General features: G+C 44.9%; 14 protein-coding genes. 11 read left to right on the top strand and 3 right to left on the bottom strand.

Going from position 1 to position 15,869, the window contains the following annotated elements:
* Positions 1 to 84: 84 nt before the first annotated feature.
* The 4 genes from HUB64_RS22455 (at position 85) to HUB64_RS22440 (ending at position 5,823) form a co-directional block, all read left to right on the top strand.
* Complete coding sequence (locus HUB64_RS22455) at positions 85 to 1,167, top strand: hypothetical protein (protein ID WP_173497855.1); 1,083 nt, start codon at positions 85 to 87, stop codon at positions 1,165 to 1,167.
* Positions 1,168 to 1,639: 472 nt separating this feature from the next.
* Positions 1,640 to 2,365 (top strand): two-component system response regulator OmpR, encoded by a 726-nt coding sequence (ompR, locus tag HUB64_RS22450; protein ID WP_006079507.1) that lies wholly within the window; start codon positions 1,640 to 1,642, stop codon positions 2,363 to 2,365.
* Positions 2,366 to 2,407: 42 nt separating this feature from the next.
* Positions 2,408 to 3,724: a two-component system sensor histidine kinase EnvZ gene (gene envZ / locus HUB64_RS22445; RefSeq protein ID WP_173497854.1), complete on the top strand. Its 1,317-nt coding sequence runs from the start codon at positions 2,408 to 2,410 to the stop codon at positions 3,722 to 3,724.
* A gap of 128 nt (positions 3,725 to 3,852) precedes the next feature.
* Positions 3,853 to 5,823, top strand: a complete 1,971-nt coding sequence (locus tag HUB64_RS22440; protein ID WP_173497853.1) for a methyl-accepting chemotaxis protein — start codon at positions 3,853 to 3,855, stop codon at positions 5,821 to 5,823.
* Positions 5,824 to 5,860: 37 nt separating this feature from the next.
* Here HUB64_RS22440 and HUB64_RS22435 read toward each other — a convergent pair whose 3' ends face one another.
* Entirely contained in the window at positions 5,861 to 7,153 is a 1,293-nt protein-coding gene (locus HUB64_RS22435; RefSeq protein WP_173497852.1) for a DUF5666 domain-containing protein, read from the bottom strand.
* Between the two features lie 86 nt (positions 7,154 to 7,239).
* Here HUB64_RS22435 and HUB64_RS22430 point away from each other — a divergent pair, with 86 nt between their 5' ends.
* From HUB64_RS22430 to HUB64_RS22420, 3 genes are all read left to right on the top strand, one after another.
* Entirely contained in the window at positions 7,240 to 7,908 is a 669-nt protein-coding gene (locus HUB64_RS22430; RefSeq protein WP_131525518.1) for a response regulator transcription factor, read from the top strand.
* The gene (locus HUB64_RS22425) at positions 7,880 to 9,145 is read left to right on the top strand and encodes a HAMP domain-containing sensor histidine kinase (RefSeq protein WP_105250667.1); all 1,266 of its coding nucleotides are present in this window, start codon (positions 7,880 to 7,882) and stop codon (positions 9,143 to 9,145) included. The genes HUB64_RS22430 and HUB64_RS22425 overlap by 29 nt, the downstream gene beginning before the upstream one ends.
* Positions 9,146 to 9,299: 154 nt before the next feature.
* Positions 9,300 to 9,689, top strand: a complete 390-nt coding sequence (locus HUB64_RS22420; protein WP_173497851.1) for a YgiW/YdeI family stress tolerance OB fold protein — start codon at positions 9,300 to 9,302, stop codon at positions 9,687 to 9,689.
* 71 nt (positions 9,690 to 9,760) lie between these two features.
* Here HUB64_RS22420 and HUB64_RS22415 read toward each other — a convergent pair whose 3' ends face one another.
* Together HUB64_RS22415 and HUB64_RS22410 are read right to left on the bottom strand one after the other, a co-directional pair.
* Positions 9,761 to 10,234 carry a peroxiredoxin gene (locus tag HUB64_RS22415; RefSeq protein ID WP_113940228.1) on the bottom strand — a complete coding sequence of 158 codons (474 nt, stop codon included), beginning with the start codon at positions 10,232 to 10,234 and terminating at the stop codon, positions 9,761 to 9,763.
* An 80-nt stretch (positions 10,235 to 10,314) separates the two neighbouring features.
* Complete coding sequence (locus tag HUB64_RS22410; protein ID WP_173497850.1) at positions 10,315 to 11,262, bottom strand: choice-of-anchor H family protein; 948 nt, start codon at positions 11,260 to 11,262, stop codon at positions 10,315 to 10,317.
* Between the two features lie 367 nt (positions 11,263 to 11,629).
* Here HUB64_RS22410 and HUB64_RS22405 point away from each other — a divergent pair, with 367 nt between their 5' ends.
* From HUB64_RS22405 to HUB64_RS22390, 4 genes are all read left to right on the top strand, one after another.
* Positions 11,630 to 11,932: a PepSY domain-containing protein gene (locus tag HUB64_RS22405; protein WP_105250671.1), complete on the top strand. Its 303-nt coding sequence runs from the start codon at positions 11,630 to 11,632 to the stop codon at positions 11,930 to 11,932.
* A 2-nt stretch (positions 11,933 to 11,934) separates the two neighbouring features.
* On the top strand, positions 11,935 to 12,630 hold the full coding sequence (locus HUB64_RS22400; RefSeq protein WP_105250672.1) for a response regulator transcription factor: 696 nt from the start codon (positions 11,935 to 11,937) through the stop codon (positions 12,628 to 12,630).
* Complete coding sequence (locus tag HUB64_RS22395) at positions 12,623 to 13,987, top strand: ATP-binding protein (protein ID WP_173497849.1); 1,365 nt, start codon at positions 12,623 to 12,625, stop codon at positions 13,985 to 13,987. Before HUB64_RS22400 ends, HUB64_RS22395 begins: the two co-directional genes overlap by 8 nt.
* Before the next feature lie 144 nt (positions 13,988 to 14,131).
* Positions 14,132 to 15,634 (top strand): DUF3300 domain-containing protein, encoded by a 1,503-nt coding sequence (locus HUB64_RS22390; protein ID WP_173497848.1) that lies wholly within the window; start codon positions 14,132 to 14,134, stop codon positions 15,632 to 15,634.
* The last annotated feature ends 235 nt before the right edge of the window (positions 15,635 to 15,869 follow it).

Below are 15,869 nucleotides of genomic sequence, written 5' to 3'. Positions count from 1 at the left end.
TCATTTTTTATTCATCATTTGCCATTAACCATTAATAAAATTTTCATTTATTTTAGTATTAATATTCCATTCAGAGATTTGATAATGCCTATTCATACAAGCAATTATTCTAATTTTTCCAGCTATAAAAGCTACAATCAATTCGCAGCTATACCTAACACGCTCAATATCGTAAAACTTTCCCAACGTAGAGCTGATACGCTAAAGCCTGTGAAAACGATAAGTTCATTCGCAGAGATCAACAATGTCAAAAAATCTCTCCATCGAGTGAAAATCGAAGCGGCTCAGCTAATACAAAAAAGTTATCGCTCTTATCAACAAAAAAAAGCTGAAAAAGAGCTCAATACAGTAGGTATAAAATCACTCACAAATGCTAAGGCAGGACGTAGCTACTTCTATAATGCACAAACCGAATTAGTCGCAAAAACACCAACTAAGTTTCAACCTGCTGGGAAAGGAACCTACAAACAGTTAGTACGCCAAGATAGTCAATTTGTGCAATTACATATTCATAATGACACGTTTGATATAGATAAAAATAAATACAACCAATTAGCAATGAACCAACTTAGATCGCATCCTTCAATTTGTCCTTCTATTTATGTAAACGATTCGACCATGATTGCCCATAATGGTGGCATTGAAGTAGCGCAATTAATTGAACAAGGGGACAAGATTCCCTTAATTCACTTTAAATCACTCTTAGAAGATTTATGTTCCTTACATAGCGAGGAGATATTCCTGCACGATATTAAACCTGAAAATCTAACCTATAAAGGCAGCCATGTGCATCATATTGATGTGGAAAATCTGGTCGCGGCGGATTATAACGATGGCGAGAATGGTATTGTCTGCACGCCAGAGTACACCACAGCGCATTTAACAAATGCGATTTTAAACGGGGATCCACTCGCAGACCAAAACCACGATAACTACGCCATTTTATTGAGCATGATTGAAGCCACTAGCGGTGACTTCTTCCCAAATGCCCCAGTTGTAAACCCACAACGTATTTTCGGGCTCATGGGTAAGGATCTAATAAGAGCTCAAGGCTGGATACAAGAGCACATCAAGCCTGAGTACCAAGCGACAGCAGGAGCATTACTTAAGTGTCCAGGAACCAATAGCGATTCAACGCCCTTAATCGATATGATTAATTGGAAGTAACCTGTCTCAAACCGCTTGTAACAATCAATGATTGGAGCTCTATTTCCATAGATGGCTCCATAACCACTTTTTATGGTTATGGAGCTAACAACGGTTCTTAGTTCTGTGATGACTTTATGAGCTGAACGTGCAAATAGTACATTCATCAAAGTATGTGTACTATTTCTATCCACTAAATCATCTCTGTGCATAATGGCTTTTAAATCACCTCTTTTGCTGATGCCAATTTAGTTACAATTTCAGCTATAGCGTGAATAAACGCGAGTATTCCCATGCAATTTCATTTGCTTAGTATTAACATTGGGCAATCAATGTCAGCATTTATCGCATTCAAGTTACTAAGGTGAGCTAGTCGCCTTGGTTGAATGCGGCTATATTAGGCAGATTCGTTTTCAATTTCAGCCAGTTGGTTAATCTTAACTGTTTCTCGTCAGTAGAATAAGCACCAATCTGAGCAATTAAAGGACATCCCATGGGACAAGAAACCTCGAAAATCCTCGTCGTCGATGATGATATGCGCCTGCGAGCGTTACTCGAGCGTTACCTGATGGAGCAAGGTTATCAGGTGCGCAGCGCGGCCAATGCCGAGCAGATGGACCGCCTATTAGAACGCGAAAACTTCCATTTACTCGTGCTCGACTTGATGTTGCCCGGTGAAGACGGCCTGTCTATCTGTCGTAGACTGCGCCAGCAAGGTAACCCCATTCCGATCGTGATGCTGACAGCCAAGGGCGATGAAGTCGACCGTATTATTGGTTTAGAGTTGGGTGCTGACGATTATCTGCCAAAACCTTTCAATCCACGGGAATTACTTGCACGGATCAAAGCCGTGATGCGTCGCCAAACCCAAGATGTGCCCGGTGCGCCCGCTCAGCAGGAAGCACAGATTAGCTTCGGTGAGTTCTCGCTAGATTTAGCGACCCGTGAGATGTACCACGGCGACGAATCCATCGCACTCACTAGCGGTGAGTTTGCCGTGCTTAAAGTGCTCGTTACCCATCCACGCGAGCCCTTGTCTCGGGATAAATTGATGAACCTCGCCCGTGGCCGCGATTATTCGGCGCTAGAACGCTCCATCGACGTGCAAGTGTCACGTCTGCGGCGTTTAATCGAAAAAGACCCTGCGAATCCGCGCTACATTCAAACGGTGTGGGGATTAGGTTATGTGTTTGTGCCCGATGGCGCAGCGCGTCGATGAGCCGCGCCGCCATCTTAATCTACTGCGGTTATTGAGCCCACGATGAAACCTAAGTTTTGGTGGCGGTTTGTTCCTCGCAGCGCATTTAGTCAAACCGTGATGCTGATTGGTTGCCTATTACTGATCAATCAGCTGGTGTCTTACGTCACGGTCGCCGTCTATGTACTTAAGCCAAGTTACCAACAAATCAATCAGTTAATCGCTCGCCAAGTCAAATTACTGTTTGTCGACGGCATAGATATTGGCCGCGAACACTTAACCATAGTCGATGCCCTTAATGCCAAAGTCCACGACGATGGCATGAAAATCTACAATCAACAGCAAGCGCATGAAGCGGGTATTGAGCAAGCCACTTACTATGGTTTCTGGTCATCGCAGATGTCGGAATATCTTGGCGGCGATGCTGAAGTCCGCGTCACCCATGGCAGCGTATTACAGATTTGGATCCGTCCACCACAGGCGCCCTCTATTTGGATAAAAGTGCCACTTATCGGCCAAAATGTTTCAGATCTTTCGCCACTCACCCTTTATTTAATGGTGATTGGCGCACTCAGTGTCGCTGGGGGATGGTGGTTTGCTCGCCAGCAAAACCGCCCACTTAGGCGACTACAAAAAGCCGCGATTTCAGTCTCCCGCGGTGAATTTCCCGACCCCTTGCCGCTAAAAGGTTCGAGTGAAATTGTCGAAGTTACCAATGCTTTCAACCAGATGGCACACAGCATGAAGCAACTGGAGCAGGACAGAGCGCTATTGATGGCAGGGATCTCCCACGACTTGCGCACGCCACTCACCCGTATTCGCCTCGCCTCAGAGATGATGGTTGAGGAAGATCAATATCTTAAAGATGGCATAGTCAACGATATCGAAGATATGGACGCCATCATTAGCCAGTTTATTGCGTATATTCGCCAAGATCAGGAAACCAGCCGTGAGCTAGGTCAAATCAATAAACTCATTCAAGATGTCGCTCAAGCAGAAGCCAATCGCGCCGGTGAAATAGAAGTGGTGTTAACTGACTGCCCCGAAGCCCAATTCCAAGCGATTGCCATCAAGCGGGTACTGAGTAACTTAGTCGAAAATGCCTTTCGCTATGGTTCTGGCTGGATCCGCATTAGCTCACAGTTCGATGGCAAGCGTGTCGGTTTTAGCGTTGAAGATAACGGCCCAGGGATCGATGAGTCGCAAATTACCAAATTATTTCAACCCTTTACCCAAGGTGATATCGCCCGTGGTAGTGTTGGTTCGGGCCTAGGCCTCGCCATTATCAAACGGATTATAGATAGACACCAAGGGCAAATTACCCTCTCCAACCGCGCCGAAGGCGGTTTAAAAGCCCAAGTGTGGCTGCCGCTGGAATAACGCGAGATCACATATTTGCAAATCAAATGACAACGCTGACATCCAAGTGAGCACTTGTCATATTAATGTCACCTTAAATTCATAAACTCAGCACAGTTACTGGCTCTGACCATTATGAAGATTGCAAAATGAAAATTTCAACGCTGTCGCTTTCTGCTTCTGCCCTGTTGTTATTGCTCGCGGGATTGCTAGCAGCCGTAGTGCTGTGGAGCAGTGATCAGCGGCAACAAATTGAGCAGCAAACACTCACACTGCAAAGCATACAAGAAGACTTCCTCGTCGGTGTACGCCGCGATCTCGACGGCTACCTCGCGAGCGGCAACGCTAGCCAACTGGAACAAGCGAAAACCAAACTCAGCGCCATTAAGAACCAGCTTACAGAGCTTAATCTCGCTACCATGGGCGCTACCGATAATGACTTGCAAGCAAGTCTCAGCGGCTTCATTCAAGATTTAGATACCAAGTACCGCGCCGCGGGTAAACTCGCTGGCAACCCTAGGCAACTGCTGGCCCACGCCGAATCTGAAATGCTCGACTATAACCGTCGTCTGGGCAGTTATGCCGATAAAGGCTTAGCCACAAATGCGGCGGTCGCCGAACAATATCTGCAATTGAGCCGCGATTTACCTTCTATCGTCTACCAACTTTCCCAACTGACCGATGGTTATCTGATCGGTAAAAATCAGCAGCTCAAGGGTATTTTAGATAGCACCAGCAAAGAGCTAAATACGTGGCACGACTCCCTCAGCGCACTGCCGTTAATCGGCGTATATGAACAGCAAGAAGCAGATGAATTTGCACTCGGTGCCAGCGAACCGGAACAAATTGAAATAGGCGAGAGTGACCGCAGTGAACTGCTCAGTCTCGCCAATCGATACAACAAAGAAGTCGCCAATACCCACCAATTACTGCAAACCAACCAAGAGATGCAAGATCAACTCATTCAAGCGATTAGCAATGTGGAACAACAGCTTATTGGTTTAGGTGAGGCTCAGGCAGCAAAGAACCAGCAGCTGAAATATGAGTTACAGCTAATCCTCTACACCATGGTTTCCATCATGGCCTTGTTTGCGATTGGTTATTTAATCCTGCAGCAAAATCGTGTCGTCAAACCGCTAAAACGTCTCAACCAAGCTTTTATGAAATTAAGCGAATCGAACAGCCGCGAGCGTTTAGATATTAATCGTCGCTGCGAGACGGGCCAAATCGCAGGTCATTTCAACCAGTTACTGCACAGGTTTGAACAGGAAGACGAGGCACAGCGCCAGCAAATCACGAAGGTTTCTCAATCATTAAGCCAACTGGTGGCGCGCATTACTCAGCTATCACAACACACAGAGCACACCCAAACGATTGTGGCCGATACGCAAACACAGACCGAGCATATCCGCAGCCTCGCCAATGAGGTGAGCCACACTTCGGCACTCGTGGAAGACAGCGCAGCCGAAACCATGCGCCAAATGCAGTCGAGTCAAGCACAAGCAGAGGCGGTATTGAGCGCGACCGAGCAAACACAAACCGCGGTCGGTCTGTGCCATTCGTCCCTTGAAAGCCTAAATAACTCAGTGACGGATGTATCGAAAATCATTGATGTGATTGGCAATATTGCCGAGCAAACTAACTTACTCGCCCTTAATGCTGCCATCGAAGCTGCGCGGGCTGGCGAGCAAGGTCGCGGCTTTGCCGTGGTGGCCGATGAAGTGCGTAATTTAAGCCAACGCACCCAAGTGTCTTTGAATGAGATCGTGAAAATTCTGCAACAACTGACCCAATCAAATCATGCCCTCAGTGAGAGTGTCGATGGCATAGCACAGGCCACCAGCAGCCAGAAACTGCGTGCTCAGAGTCTGTGGCAAGTGGCGCAAACAGTGCAAAACCAAGCAAGTGAAATGGCTAATACCGCCAAACAAGGCTCGCTCAATGCCAAAGAGCAAGTCGATTATCTCGATGAATTTGTTCGCACTATGGATAGTTTAAAAGAACAAGCGCAAACCAGTTCACTGCAGAGTGAGGTCATAGCCCAAGAAGTACAGCAGAGTGTAGAAGATATTGAAACCAGCTTGGGGATTGGGCAAAGCCAAATAAACCGTGCGGCCTAAAACCGCACGTTTATTCACTTAATTTCTCTATTTGTGTTTAATCATCGATTCGACAATTGTGGATATTAGAGCCATCGAACTGACATTCGACATCAACCCATTTGCCTTCAAATGGCGTTAATGAAGCATCAGTCGCTTGATAGCCCCACAAGGTCTTTTGCATCACTAAACCCGACAAATCAAGCTCATTGCTTCGCACTTCAAGGTCAACTTCTTTCACTAACCACTGGTTGTCTGCGAGTTCAACACCTTCTATTTGAATCCATTTTTGGTCAAGTGTCGCTAAGGTTAAACCATCATCAAATTGAGTTCTGGTATCAATATCAAATGTAAATCCATTAATTTGTAGCTGATTATTGGTAGTCAGTGTCGCCAGACCTTCTAGCTCGAACTTTTTACCTAAGGCTGGAGGTATCCCGCCATTATCATGTGATGTTTCAAATTCAACTTCTCTGGCCCATAAACCCTGCGGCATAGATTGAATATCTACATCGACTAGCTTGCCTTCAACCAAGTTAGCTTGCTTGCCATCTTCAAATTGAGTATTTGTAGTAACATAGAGTCGAGTACGGGCATTAAGCTCAAACTGCGTCTTATCTTGGTTGACCCAAGTAATAGTCCCTTCTAGCTCCATATCGTTAAAAGACGCCGTATCTTCCACCTCGACTTCAGAGGCCAAAAATGAAGCACCACTTTGCTGGCCTTCCACTTCAACCCATGCGCCTTCCTGTAAGCTGCCTTCTAAACGTGCGTTGGCATAATTAACCACTGCCGAACCGATATTGAATTGTTGCGTGGCCTTGTTTAATCCAGAGACACGTCCCTCGATTTCAGCAAACGCAAAATTGGGGATAAGGTTTATAGAATTAACCTGCCATTCTCCCATTGCCGTTGGATAACCATTTACCGCCACCCAATCGCCTACTTTATACTGGGTCGCGTCCGCTGGTTTAACGACTAAATTAATCCCATTAACGGCAATAGTATTTTGATTAACGGAACTGATTTCACCCACGAGGCTTGGATCTAATATGACATTTTTAGCCTGTTGGCCTTCATTATCAATTTTGACCCTCATCCCCATTTGAATGGCATTAACCTCTAACGGCTGTTGTCCATAGTGAATCTTAGCATTAGCGATATTGACGTTATATCCGTTGACCGTAATCGAATTATTGTCAGAAGCAATATTTGTTACTGTACCGTTAATTTTTGCGGGTAACGTAGGTTGTGGAACGATAGGATCGGGTTTAGAGGTATCTGTTGATGAATCATTACCACCGCAACCTGCCAGCAAAATGGCCGTAATACAGACTAAGAGTTTATTCATTTTCTTCCCTATTATGTCTTGTTAAATCAGTGCTGGGCATCTTAGTATGAAGATCGTCAAGCAAATGTGAAGAAATGAATTAACCGATGAAAGTATTAATTGTTGATGATAATCATGATGTTATTGAAACAATCATGGATTATTTAACCCTAGAGGGTATTATTGCCGACTGTGCATATCACGGGGAAAGTGCAATCAATTTAATTCAACAAAACCATTACGATGTCATCATAATGGATATTATGATGCCCAAATTAGACGGTATTAATACGGTCAAAAAACTGCGTGAAGAAATTTATTGTAATACACCGATTATATTTTTAACCGCCAAAGACAGTTTGCAGGATAAAATTGATTCTTTTACATCAGGTGGGGATGATTTTTTAAATAAACCTTTCGCGATGGAAGAATTATGCTTACGACTACATTCACTGCATAATCGTGGCCCACGTTTAGATGTGGGTATTTTGCGCTTCAGTGATATCAGTTTAAATTTACAAACCCATCAAGTTACCCGTGCTGGTAAAGAAATTAAGCTCAGTAAAATTCAGCGCACCATTCTTTCACTGTTACTAAAACATGCGCCCGCTATCGTGAGTAAAGAGCAATTGGTAGATACAGTATGGGGAGATGATGCTCCTTCGAGTGACTCACTTCGCAGCCACATATACAGCTTACGCAGTGCACTCGATAAAGGTTTTTCAGACTCAAAATTAGAGACTATCCATGGCCAAGGTTACCGACTTATCCCCTGAGTATTTTCCGAGTTTATATAAAAAAATCCGCCTCACTTTTTTAGTATTAACTAGCTTGATGTTTGCCATTTTTTGGAGCCTCATTTATATCGCCGAAGAACAAATTGAGAAGATTAGCCTCGAGCAAACGCTGGCCACAGAGACTCGCGAATATCTAAAGAATTATCAAAGGTTTGGTGATAAAGCACAGCTCCCCGATATCAATGAATTGAAAACATATTGGAGCAAAGAGTTTGTACCAGCTTGGCTGCAACCTTATCAAAATACCGGATTTTACGAACATCAACTGGGTGACGAAGATAAACACTTTTTAATATCCGCTCATCCTTCTGGGCAAGGGCTGTTGTATGTGGTTTATAAGGATGACGCGGACGATTTCCTTGATAGCTATGAAGATAGAATGCACATTTTGATCTCTATTATGGGGATCGGTTTGCTCCTGTTTATCATGGCGTATGGATTGTATTTTGTACGTCTGCTATCCAGTCCACTTGCTGAGATTGAAAATAAAATCAATCAACTATCACCAAAAAGACCGACATCAACACCGAGTACTTCATACCGTGAAACCCGCCAGATTGAGCAAACCCTATTAAGCAACAAAGCTAAAATTGCCGCCTACTTCACTCGGGAACAAGAATTTAGCCGTTTTGCCTCCCATGAACTACGCACGCCCATTATGGTGATCCAAGGTTCGGTAGAATTGCTCAAAAAAATCCCCAATGCGACAACCGAGGCTCAACAATTAATGGTCAAAAAAGCCATTACACGTATTGATTACGCAGGGCATCAAATGAAAACGCTCACCGAGGCCTTTTTACTTCTCGGAAAAGAAGACATTGAATCCCAGCACTACAGCCAAATTGATTTAGCACCACGCCTTGAACACATTTTAGCTGAAATGGCGCAGCATTTTGCCAAGCAAGAAATCACCTACAGCTTAACGCTTAAAGATTGCTTGAGCATCAAGGCGCCACTGAGCTTTATTGACATAGTGATAGGTAATTTAATTAAAAATGCTTTCAATTACAGTGCCGGAAACATTGAAATTACGATGCAAAGCAACCAATTATGGATACTGAATCCACTAAGCACTCAAAGTACTGATACATCAGGCTATGGCTGCGGATTAATTATTATTGAACGTATTTGCGAGCGAATGGGCTGGGCATTTTCAACCCAAAACGATGGTGCTAGCTATCAGGCTTATGTTCAGTTTATAGATAATGCCCATTAACTGAAGTTAGCTTGGATAAATGACCTCGTTTTAGCAAATTCTGAGTTGCAAACCCAATCTTCACAACCGCTTCACGCTTGTCTTGGCACTATGCTCGCAACACTGTAATAGCCATTGAGGCTGAGTTACATAAAACCATAGAAAGGACAAACAGATGAATAAAATGACTCTTACCGTTTTCGCAATGGCACTTTCATTCACGACTATGACCAGCCAAGCAGGCTTTCAACCTACAACGGGTGAACCTCAAATACAGGGTGGCTTCCAAGGGCCGAGCGCAAGACAAGTGATTCATGATGTGGTAAGCGCGCTCAATGCCAGTGATGACGCCCAAATTGAGTTAACGGGCCATATCATTTCTTCCATTGGACACGATGATTATATTTTCCGTGACGCTACGGGTGATATTAAGGTCGAAATTGATGATGATTTATGGCGCGGCAACACAGTAACACCTGAGACTCAGGTCATTATTCGTGGTGAAGTGGATAAAGATTGGTCTGAAGTGACCATAGATGCAGACAACATTCAAATCATACAATAAATTGATTTAGTTAAAGCCAGCCAATGAATGGCTGGCTTTGGTCACATCCAAACTTCATATCTTAAATACGCTTAGATAGCAGCCAAAACAACTTCAGCTTTACTGGCTTCAAAAGCCTTTGGCTCTTCTACATTCAGTAGAGTCACTACACCGTTATCGATGATCATGGCATAACGTTGTGAACGCACGCCACCAAAACCGGCAGTATCCATCTCCAAACCTAAGGCTTTAGTAAAGCTGGCATCGCCATCGGCTAACATCATTAATTCAGAGGCATTTTGTGCTTCGCCCCACGCTTTCATCACAAAGGCATCGTTCACAGCAACACAGGCAATCAAATCCACGCCTTTCGCTTTAAATTGATCGGCTAATACCACATAGCCAGGTAAATGCGCTTCAGAACACGTTGGAGTAAAAGCACCTGGCACTGCAAACAATACGACTTTTTTACCCGCGAACAATTCGGTAACTTGGTGATTCACCATGCCATCTTTAGTCAGTTGACCTAATGTGGCAGCAGGTAATGTTTGACCTTGAGCAATCATGTCTTTCTCCATTTAGTTAAAATAACTCATCCATACTAGCCCTATTTACCGCAGATAAACACCGAGAGAAATAAGGGCGATTAGGCTCGAGTTCGATTCAACCGCAGCCCCGCACACAAACTAAGACATAACAAACCTAATACTGAGAAGGCGCCGCCACTTTCCTCAACAACGATAATGTCGGGCTCTCTGTCTCGATCGCTACTCTCCAATGGCAGCGCATACAAACTATCGGTCTCATCGGCGCTAATGGTCGCAACAATATCGCTGTAACCCACTTCATACACATCAATCAACACATCATAGTGATCCGTCGCATAACCCGTGTAGAGCGTGGTCAACACTTCGTAATCGTCCTGTGTCGAATCGCCGTAAATGGTAAATACGTCTGTGGTGTAGTAATGCACCCAAGGGCCACCATCACGACTGAGATAAAGCTCGGCAAATAAATCAGCTCTTTCATTAAGATATGCACCATTGACATCAACATCGAAGGTCACGCTAAACGTTTGATAAAACCCATCGTAGTCAAAGTCTTCAAACAAACGACTGCTGGCATCAAAAATCGAAAAGCTGTGATACACAGGTGCGCGGTAGGGATCTTCACTGGTCGCGCTCGAACTCGGAATCCCTTGGCTCGCATGTTTCGCAGTTACTTGCTCACGCGTCATAGGCGAGGCGCCCATAAGTTGCACTCGGTTTGTCGTCGGCGCTTTGGATGATAAGGCTGCTGGCGCCAAGGATTTCACGGCCGCAGCGGCGACTTCAGTGACATTTTTTGCGGGCGCGGCTTGTTGTAACAAAGCTAAAGCTTGTTGTTCCTGCTCAGCAGCTTGCTCGCTATTTTCTGCTTTTTTGGCAATACCAACGCTGGCTGCAGTAAATGGCGTTAAGCTTTGCGATGACTCCAGTTCGCGGGGCTGAGCGCTAGCGACAGATGACGCTAAAAACAGCGCAGCAATAGCCGTTGCCATAAACAGCTTAATATTAACTGTGGCTGCCATATCTTGCTTATTGAGTATGTTCATCTTGAATATCCTATGGATAACCCGTTCAAATTGGAGCTATTAAAGTGCAATGAAGGTGAACATAAGCTGAACATCAACGCCCACTGTTCTCAGCCAGAAGATACGTTCAGCCCGAGTTCATCTGGAATGGGTAACACTCACAAAACTTAAACGATACAAGCGCGAGCATAGAGATAGACTCGCCAACAGAACTTCAGTTCTGTCACGAATAACAAAATAACTGCCAGAGTTAATTTTGAAGGAATTGTGCCAACCAATTGGCTGATCTCTATGTGTTTGTTAAGGTGATGAGGTATTCTTAGTCGACTCGATAAGTTATCCATCTCACTCATTAACTTAAGATCGCTGAACATTGCGGGTACCCGATATGAAACTTGGTTTGACCTTGGCCCTAATCACTTGCTTATCAGCCTCCTTTGGTTGCATAGCAGGTAATGATAGACATGATGATCGCAATCAGCCTCGTAACCAAGGTGCGAAGAATGAGCAGCGCCGTCTAGCGGTCAATAGCCCTGATCAAGCGGTGGCAATGGCGCAACGACAATTTCAAGGCAAAGTATTGAGCGTACAATCCAGCGGATCGGGATATCGTATTAAAATCCTCAATAATGATGGCCAAGTATTTTCTGTTTCAGTAGATGCCGCAACGGGCCGAGTCTCGAGGAACTAACGATGCGATTGTTACTAGTTGAAGATGATATAGAACTACAGACTAACTTAAAGCAACATCTGCTCGATGCCCATTACAGTATCGATGTGGCGAGTGATGGTGAAGAAGGCTTATTTCAAGCGCTCGAATACAACTATGATGCAGCAATTATCGATGTCGGCTTGCCTAAACTCGATGGTATCGCCTTGATCCGTAGCGTGCGTGAACAAAAACGCGACTTTCCTATCCTGATTTTAACCGCAAGGGACAGTTGGCAAGATAAGGTTGAAGGACTCGACGCCGGTGCCGACGACTATCTGACGAAACCTTTCCATCCCCAAGAACTCATCGCACGACTAAAAGCCCTGATCCGTCGCTCTGCCGGTAAGGCCAGCCCCCTGATCTACAACGGCCCCTTTAGCCTTAACACCAGCAGTCTAGAAGTACGTAAAGGCGAAGAACTGGTTAATCTCAGTGGTTCTGAATACAAGCTATTCGAATTTTTTATGTTGCATCAAGGCGAAGTCAAATCAAAAACTGTACTCACAGAGCATATTTACGATCAGGATTTTGATTTAGATTCTAACGTCATCGAAGTCTTTATCCGCCGGTTACGCAAAAAACTCGACCCAGATAATCAATACAACTTAATTGAAACTCTGCGCGGCCAAGGTTATCGCCTAAAAGCGTTAACGTCCGGGCAAGCAGCCGATGAGTAAACGCGCCATGGCGTGGCAAGTGTTGAACTCCCTAAAAGCACGCTTAGTTGCCAGCGCGCTATTATTTATCTTAGTGTTATTACCTTTGATCGGCGTTGCCTTAAACGATGCCTTTACTGAACAAGTTAAAAGCGCAACCAAGAATGAACTCAGTGCCTATGTCTATTCGATTCTCGCGGTGACTGAAGTCGAAAACAAACAAATCTCCATCCCAGAGTTAGTGTTAGAGAATCGTTTTAACCTCATTCAATCAGGGCTGTATGCCATTGCAACCACTGAAGACGCCAGCGGCAAACAAGATATAGTGTGGCATTCGCAATCTTTTATGGGGATTACGCCACCGCCACATTTTACCATCCCAGCCACGGGTCAAAGCGCATTTGAGCAAATTGAGCTCGCCGATCAACTCCATTTGATTTATAGCTTTAGTGTCAGTTTTGCCAGCCAAAATCAAAACGTGCCAGTGACAATCCACATCATTAAAGATGAGCGAGAATTTCAGCAGCAAATTGATCAGTTTAATCAACAGCTTTGGACTTGGCTGCTGATCTTAATGTTAGTCATGTTAGTGTTTCAATTGAGTTGGTTACTGTGGACGTTGCGGCCTTTAGCACGCTTTACCCAAGAGCTACATTCCGTCGAGCAAGGTAAGTCGATGCAGCTAAGTAGCCAGTACCCCACTGAATTACAAGCGGTTGCTCGGCAGCTTAATATTTTGCTCAATACCGAACAAACCCAACGAAAACGCTATCGTAATGCCTTGGCCGACCTAGCCCATAGCCTCAAAACACCACTGGCGGTGATCAAGAGTCAGGCCGACTTAAGCGAATCCTCCAGTGAGCAAGTATCAGTGATCAGCAGGATCATTGGCCACCAGCTAAAACGCGCCCAAACCGCAGCGGCGGCCTCGTGGCATTTAGGTATTCGTGTCGATGAAGTCGCCGCTAAGTTATTACGCACATTAGCTAAAATTTATCGAGAGCCACAAATCAATCTCAGCGGCGAGATGGTAGAACACGCAGTATTCAAGGGGGATGAAGCAGATCTGACTGAAATTCTAGGCAATTTACTCGACAACGCCTGTAAAGCCGCGAAGTCTACGGTGACATTAACGGTCACAGGCGATGCCTATCAACTGCTAATCTGTATCGAAGATGATGGCCCAGGGATCAGTGAAGCCCTGCAAAATCAAATCTTTGAACGTGGTATTCGCGCAGACTCCTACCTTCAAGGTAATGGTATTGGGCTTGCTATCGTGCGCGATTTAGTCGACAGCTATAACGGCAGAATTTCTATCTCTCGCTCAGAAACCTTAGGTGGTGCCAAATTTAGCATCAGCTTTGCACACTCAGTTTAAGTCTTTATTTTCAATGTAATAGATTTATTACTTCTCTTAAAACTTGGCTATAAATATTTAACCGCAAAACACTTTCAGCTTATGTTCATATTCACACGCCTAATATGCCCATAACATCCTCGAACAGGATTATTGGAGCAAACCATGAACAGACTACATCGATGGAATTGGCTAGTGTTAACGGCGGCATTAGTGGCCTTGCCTTTCACTACCACAGCACAGGCTGCAGGCATATCTGCGAGCCAAGGATCGAGCACAGCGGCAAGCCAAGCCGAACTCGAACAAATGCTGGCGCCTATTGCCCTGTATCCCGATAGCTTATTGACCCACATACTTATTGCCTCAACTTATCCACTCGAAATAGTGCAGGCACAGCGTTGGTTAACCCAGCGCCCCAAATCATCGATCGACCAAATTATGTCGCAAGCCGAAGATCAGGACTGGGACCCGAGCGTCAAAGCCTTGCTGGCCTTCCCGACGCTGCTGCAAAAAATGAGTGAAGATCTCGAATGGACTCAAAGACTCGGTGAAGCCTTCTTAGAAGATGAAGGCCAAGTGATGAACAGCATTCAGTCCCTAAGACAACAGGCTGATAAAGCGAATAGCTTAGCAGACATGGATAACATGGCAATTACACGCGCCAACAATCAGATCATCATAGAACCCGCTAAGCGAGAAATCGTCTACGTCCCCTATTACGATCCACGCGTGGTTTACGGCACATGGCGTTGGGGTGTGGCTTATCCTCCTGTATATTGGGAATTTGGCGGCTATGCTGGCTATCCCTATCGTCCGAGTCATAACCATTTCTACTGGTCACCGGGCATCCATATTTCCTTTAACTACTTCTTCAGTTCGTTCCACTGGCACAACCATAAAGTGGTGGTGATCGACTATCGCCATTCACACCGATATCGCCCACGGGAAAGATACAGTGTTAGCCATGGCGCACAACCTTGGAAACATAAACCCGAACATAGACGCGGTGTGAGTTATCACAATCCAGTGGTGAAACAACGCTATTACCATGATGATAAATATCGCGGCAGAGATTCACACTCAAGCGGCAGTAAACAGCACTTCAATAGCCAATATTCGAAGTCTAAAGAACTCCAAGATACCCATAGTAATCTGGGTAATATGAGTAATCAGGGCAATAAAAGTCGTGATAATAAAGACTATCACAACGTCAGCCGTGAACGTGATAACCGCACGCCGAGTTATCAGAAAACACAAGCCGAGTTAAAGGAGCGTCGCGCAGCGACTATGGTACAAACACCAACCCACAAGGAGCGTAATGACATGCAATCAAGACCCGTGCAGTCAAAGCCAATGTCATCAAAGGAGCCTCAGCAAAGGCAATACCAAACTCGGGAGTCACAGCCGCGTAATATCGATCAACAAAGGGCACAGTCACAAAGGCAAGAAAAACCAAGAACTATGACCCCAAGAGTTGAAACGCCACGACCTGAAACAAGACGTACAGAGCCACAACGGATTGAACAACCAAGACAAGCGGCGCCTAGACAACACGAAGAAGTGAGAGTGAGACAAAGTGAGCCACGCCAAAATGCGCAAACCGCTCGCTCGGTAGAACATAACCAAGGTCGATCAACTCAAAGCCAAGAACGCCGTCATAGGGAATAACAAGATATAAACTGAAAACGAGTGCCCAGAAGACTCACCCTCTTACTGGGCATTTTTATGGATTATTTATCTGTAACATCACCTCACAAAGGCAACTTCCTCCAGAGTTAATATCCTAAATATATCTCATATTCCAAAATGAACTACAAATAACAATTTTAATAACCAAATTTGTAGATATAGTCAGAGTGCGAGTCAAACTGGCTTCATCCGGTCGTCATTTGGCTCTCTTATA

The organism is Shewanella sp. ISTPL2, from assembly GCF_013283205.1.
Taxonomy (GTDB): Bacteria; Pseudomonadota; Gammaproteobacteria; order Enterobacterales; family Shewanellaceae; genus Shewanella; species Shewanella oncorhynchi.
Note: the sequence above shows the minus strand (reverse complement) of the source record. Positions and strands in the feature narration are given on the sequence as shown.

What these genes read in the sequence shown, in the direction of transcription:
- HUB64_RS22455 (WP_173497855.1), top strand. Translation starts at nt 85, where the DNA reads ATGCCTATTCATACAAGCAATTATTCTAATTTTTCCAGCTATAAAAGC.
- ompR (WP_006079507.1), top strand. Translation starts at nt 1,640, where the DNA reads ATGGGACAAGAAACCTCGAAAATCCTCGTCGTCGATGATGATATGCGC.
- envZ (WP_173497854.1), top strand. Translation starts at nt 2,408, where the DNA reads ATGAAACCTAAGTTTTGGTGGCGGTTTGTTCCTCGCAGCGCATTTAGT.
- HUB64_RS22440 (WP_173497853.1), top strand. Translation starts at nt 3,853, where the DNA reads ATGAAAATTTCAACGCTGTCGCTTTCTGCTTCTGCCCTGTTGTTATTG.
- HUB64_RS22435 (WP_173497852.1), bottom strand. Translation starts at nt 7,153, where the DNA reads ATGAATAAACTCTTAGTCTGTATTACGGCCATTTTGCTGGCAGGTTGC.
- HUB64_RS22430 (WP_131525518.1), top strand. Translation starts at nt 7,240, where the DNA reads ATGAAAGTATTAATTGTTGATGATAATCATGATGTTATTGAAACAATC.
- HUB64_RS22425 (WP_105250667.1), top strand. Translation starts at nt 7,880, where the DNA reads ATGGCCAAGGTTACCGACTTATCCCCTGAGTATTTTCCGAGTTTATAT.
- HUB64_RS22420 (WP_173497851.1), top strand. Translation starts at nt 9,300, where the DNA reads ATGAATAAAATGACTCTTACCGTTTTCGCAATGGCACTTTCATTCACG.
- HUB64_RS22415 (WP_113940228.1), bottom strand. Translation starts at nt 10,234, where the DNA reads ATGATTGCTCAAGGTCAAACATTACCTGCTGCCACATTAGGTCAACTG.
- HUB64_RS22410 (WP_173497850.1), bottom strand. Translation starts at nt 11,262, where the DNA reads ATGAACATACTCAATAAGCAAGATATGGCAGCCACAGTTAATATTAAG.
- HUB64_RS22405 (WP_105250671.1), top strand. Translation starts at nt 11,630, where the DNA reads ATGAAACTTGGTTTGACCTTGGCCCTAATCACTTGCTTATCAGCCTCC.
- HUB64_RS22400 (WP_105250672.1), top strand. Translation starts at nt 11,935, where the DNA reads ATGCGATTGTTACTAGTTGAAGATGATATAGAACTACAGACTAACTTA.
- HUB64_RS22395 (WP_173497849.1), top strand. Translation starts at nt 12,623, where the DNA reads ATGAGTAAACGCGCCATGGCGTGGCAAGTGTTGAACTCCCTAAAAGCA.
- HUB64_RS22390 (WP_173497848.1), top strand. Translation starts at nt 14,132, where the DNA reads ATGAACAGACTACATCGATGGAATTGGCTAGTGTTAACGGCGGCATTA.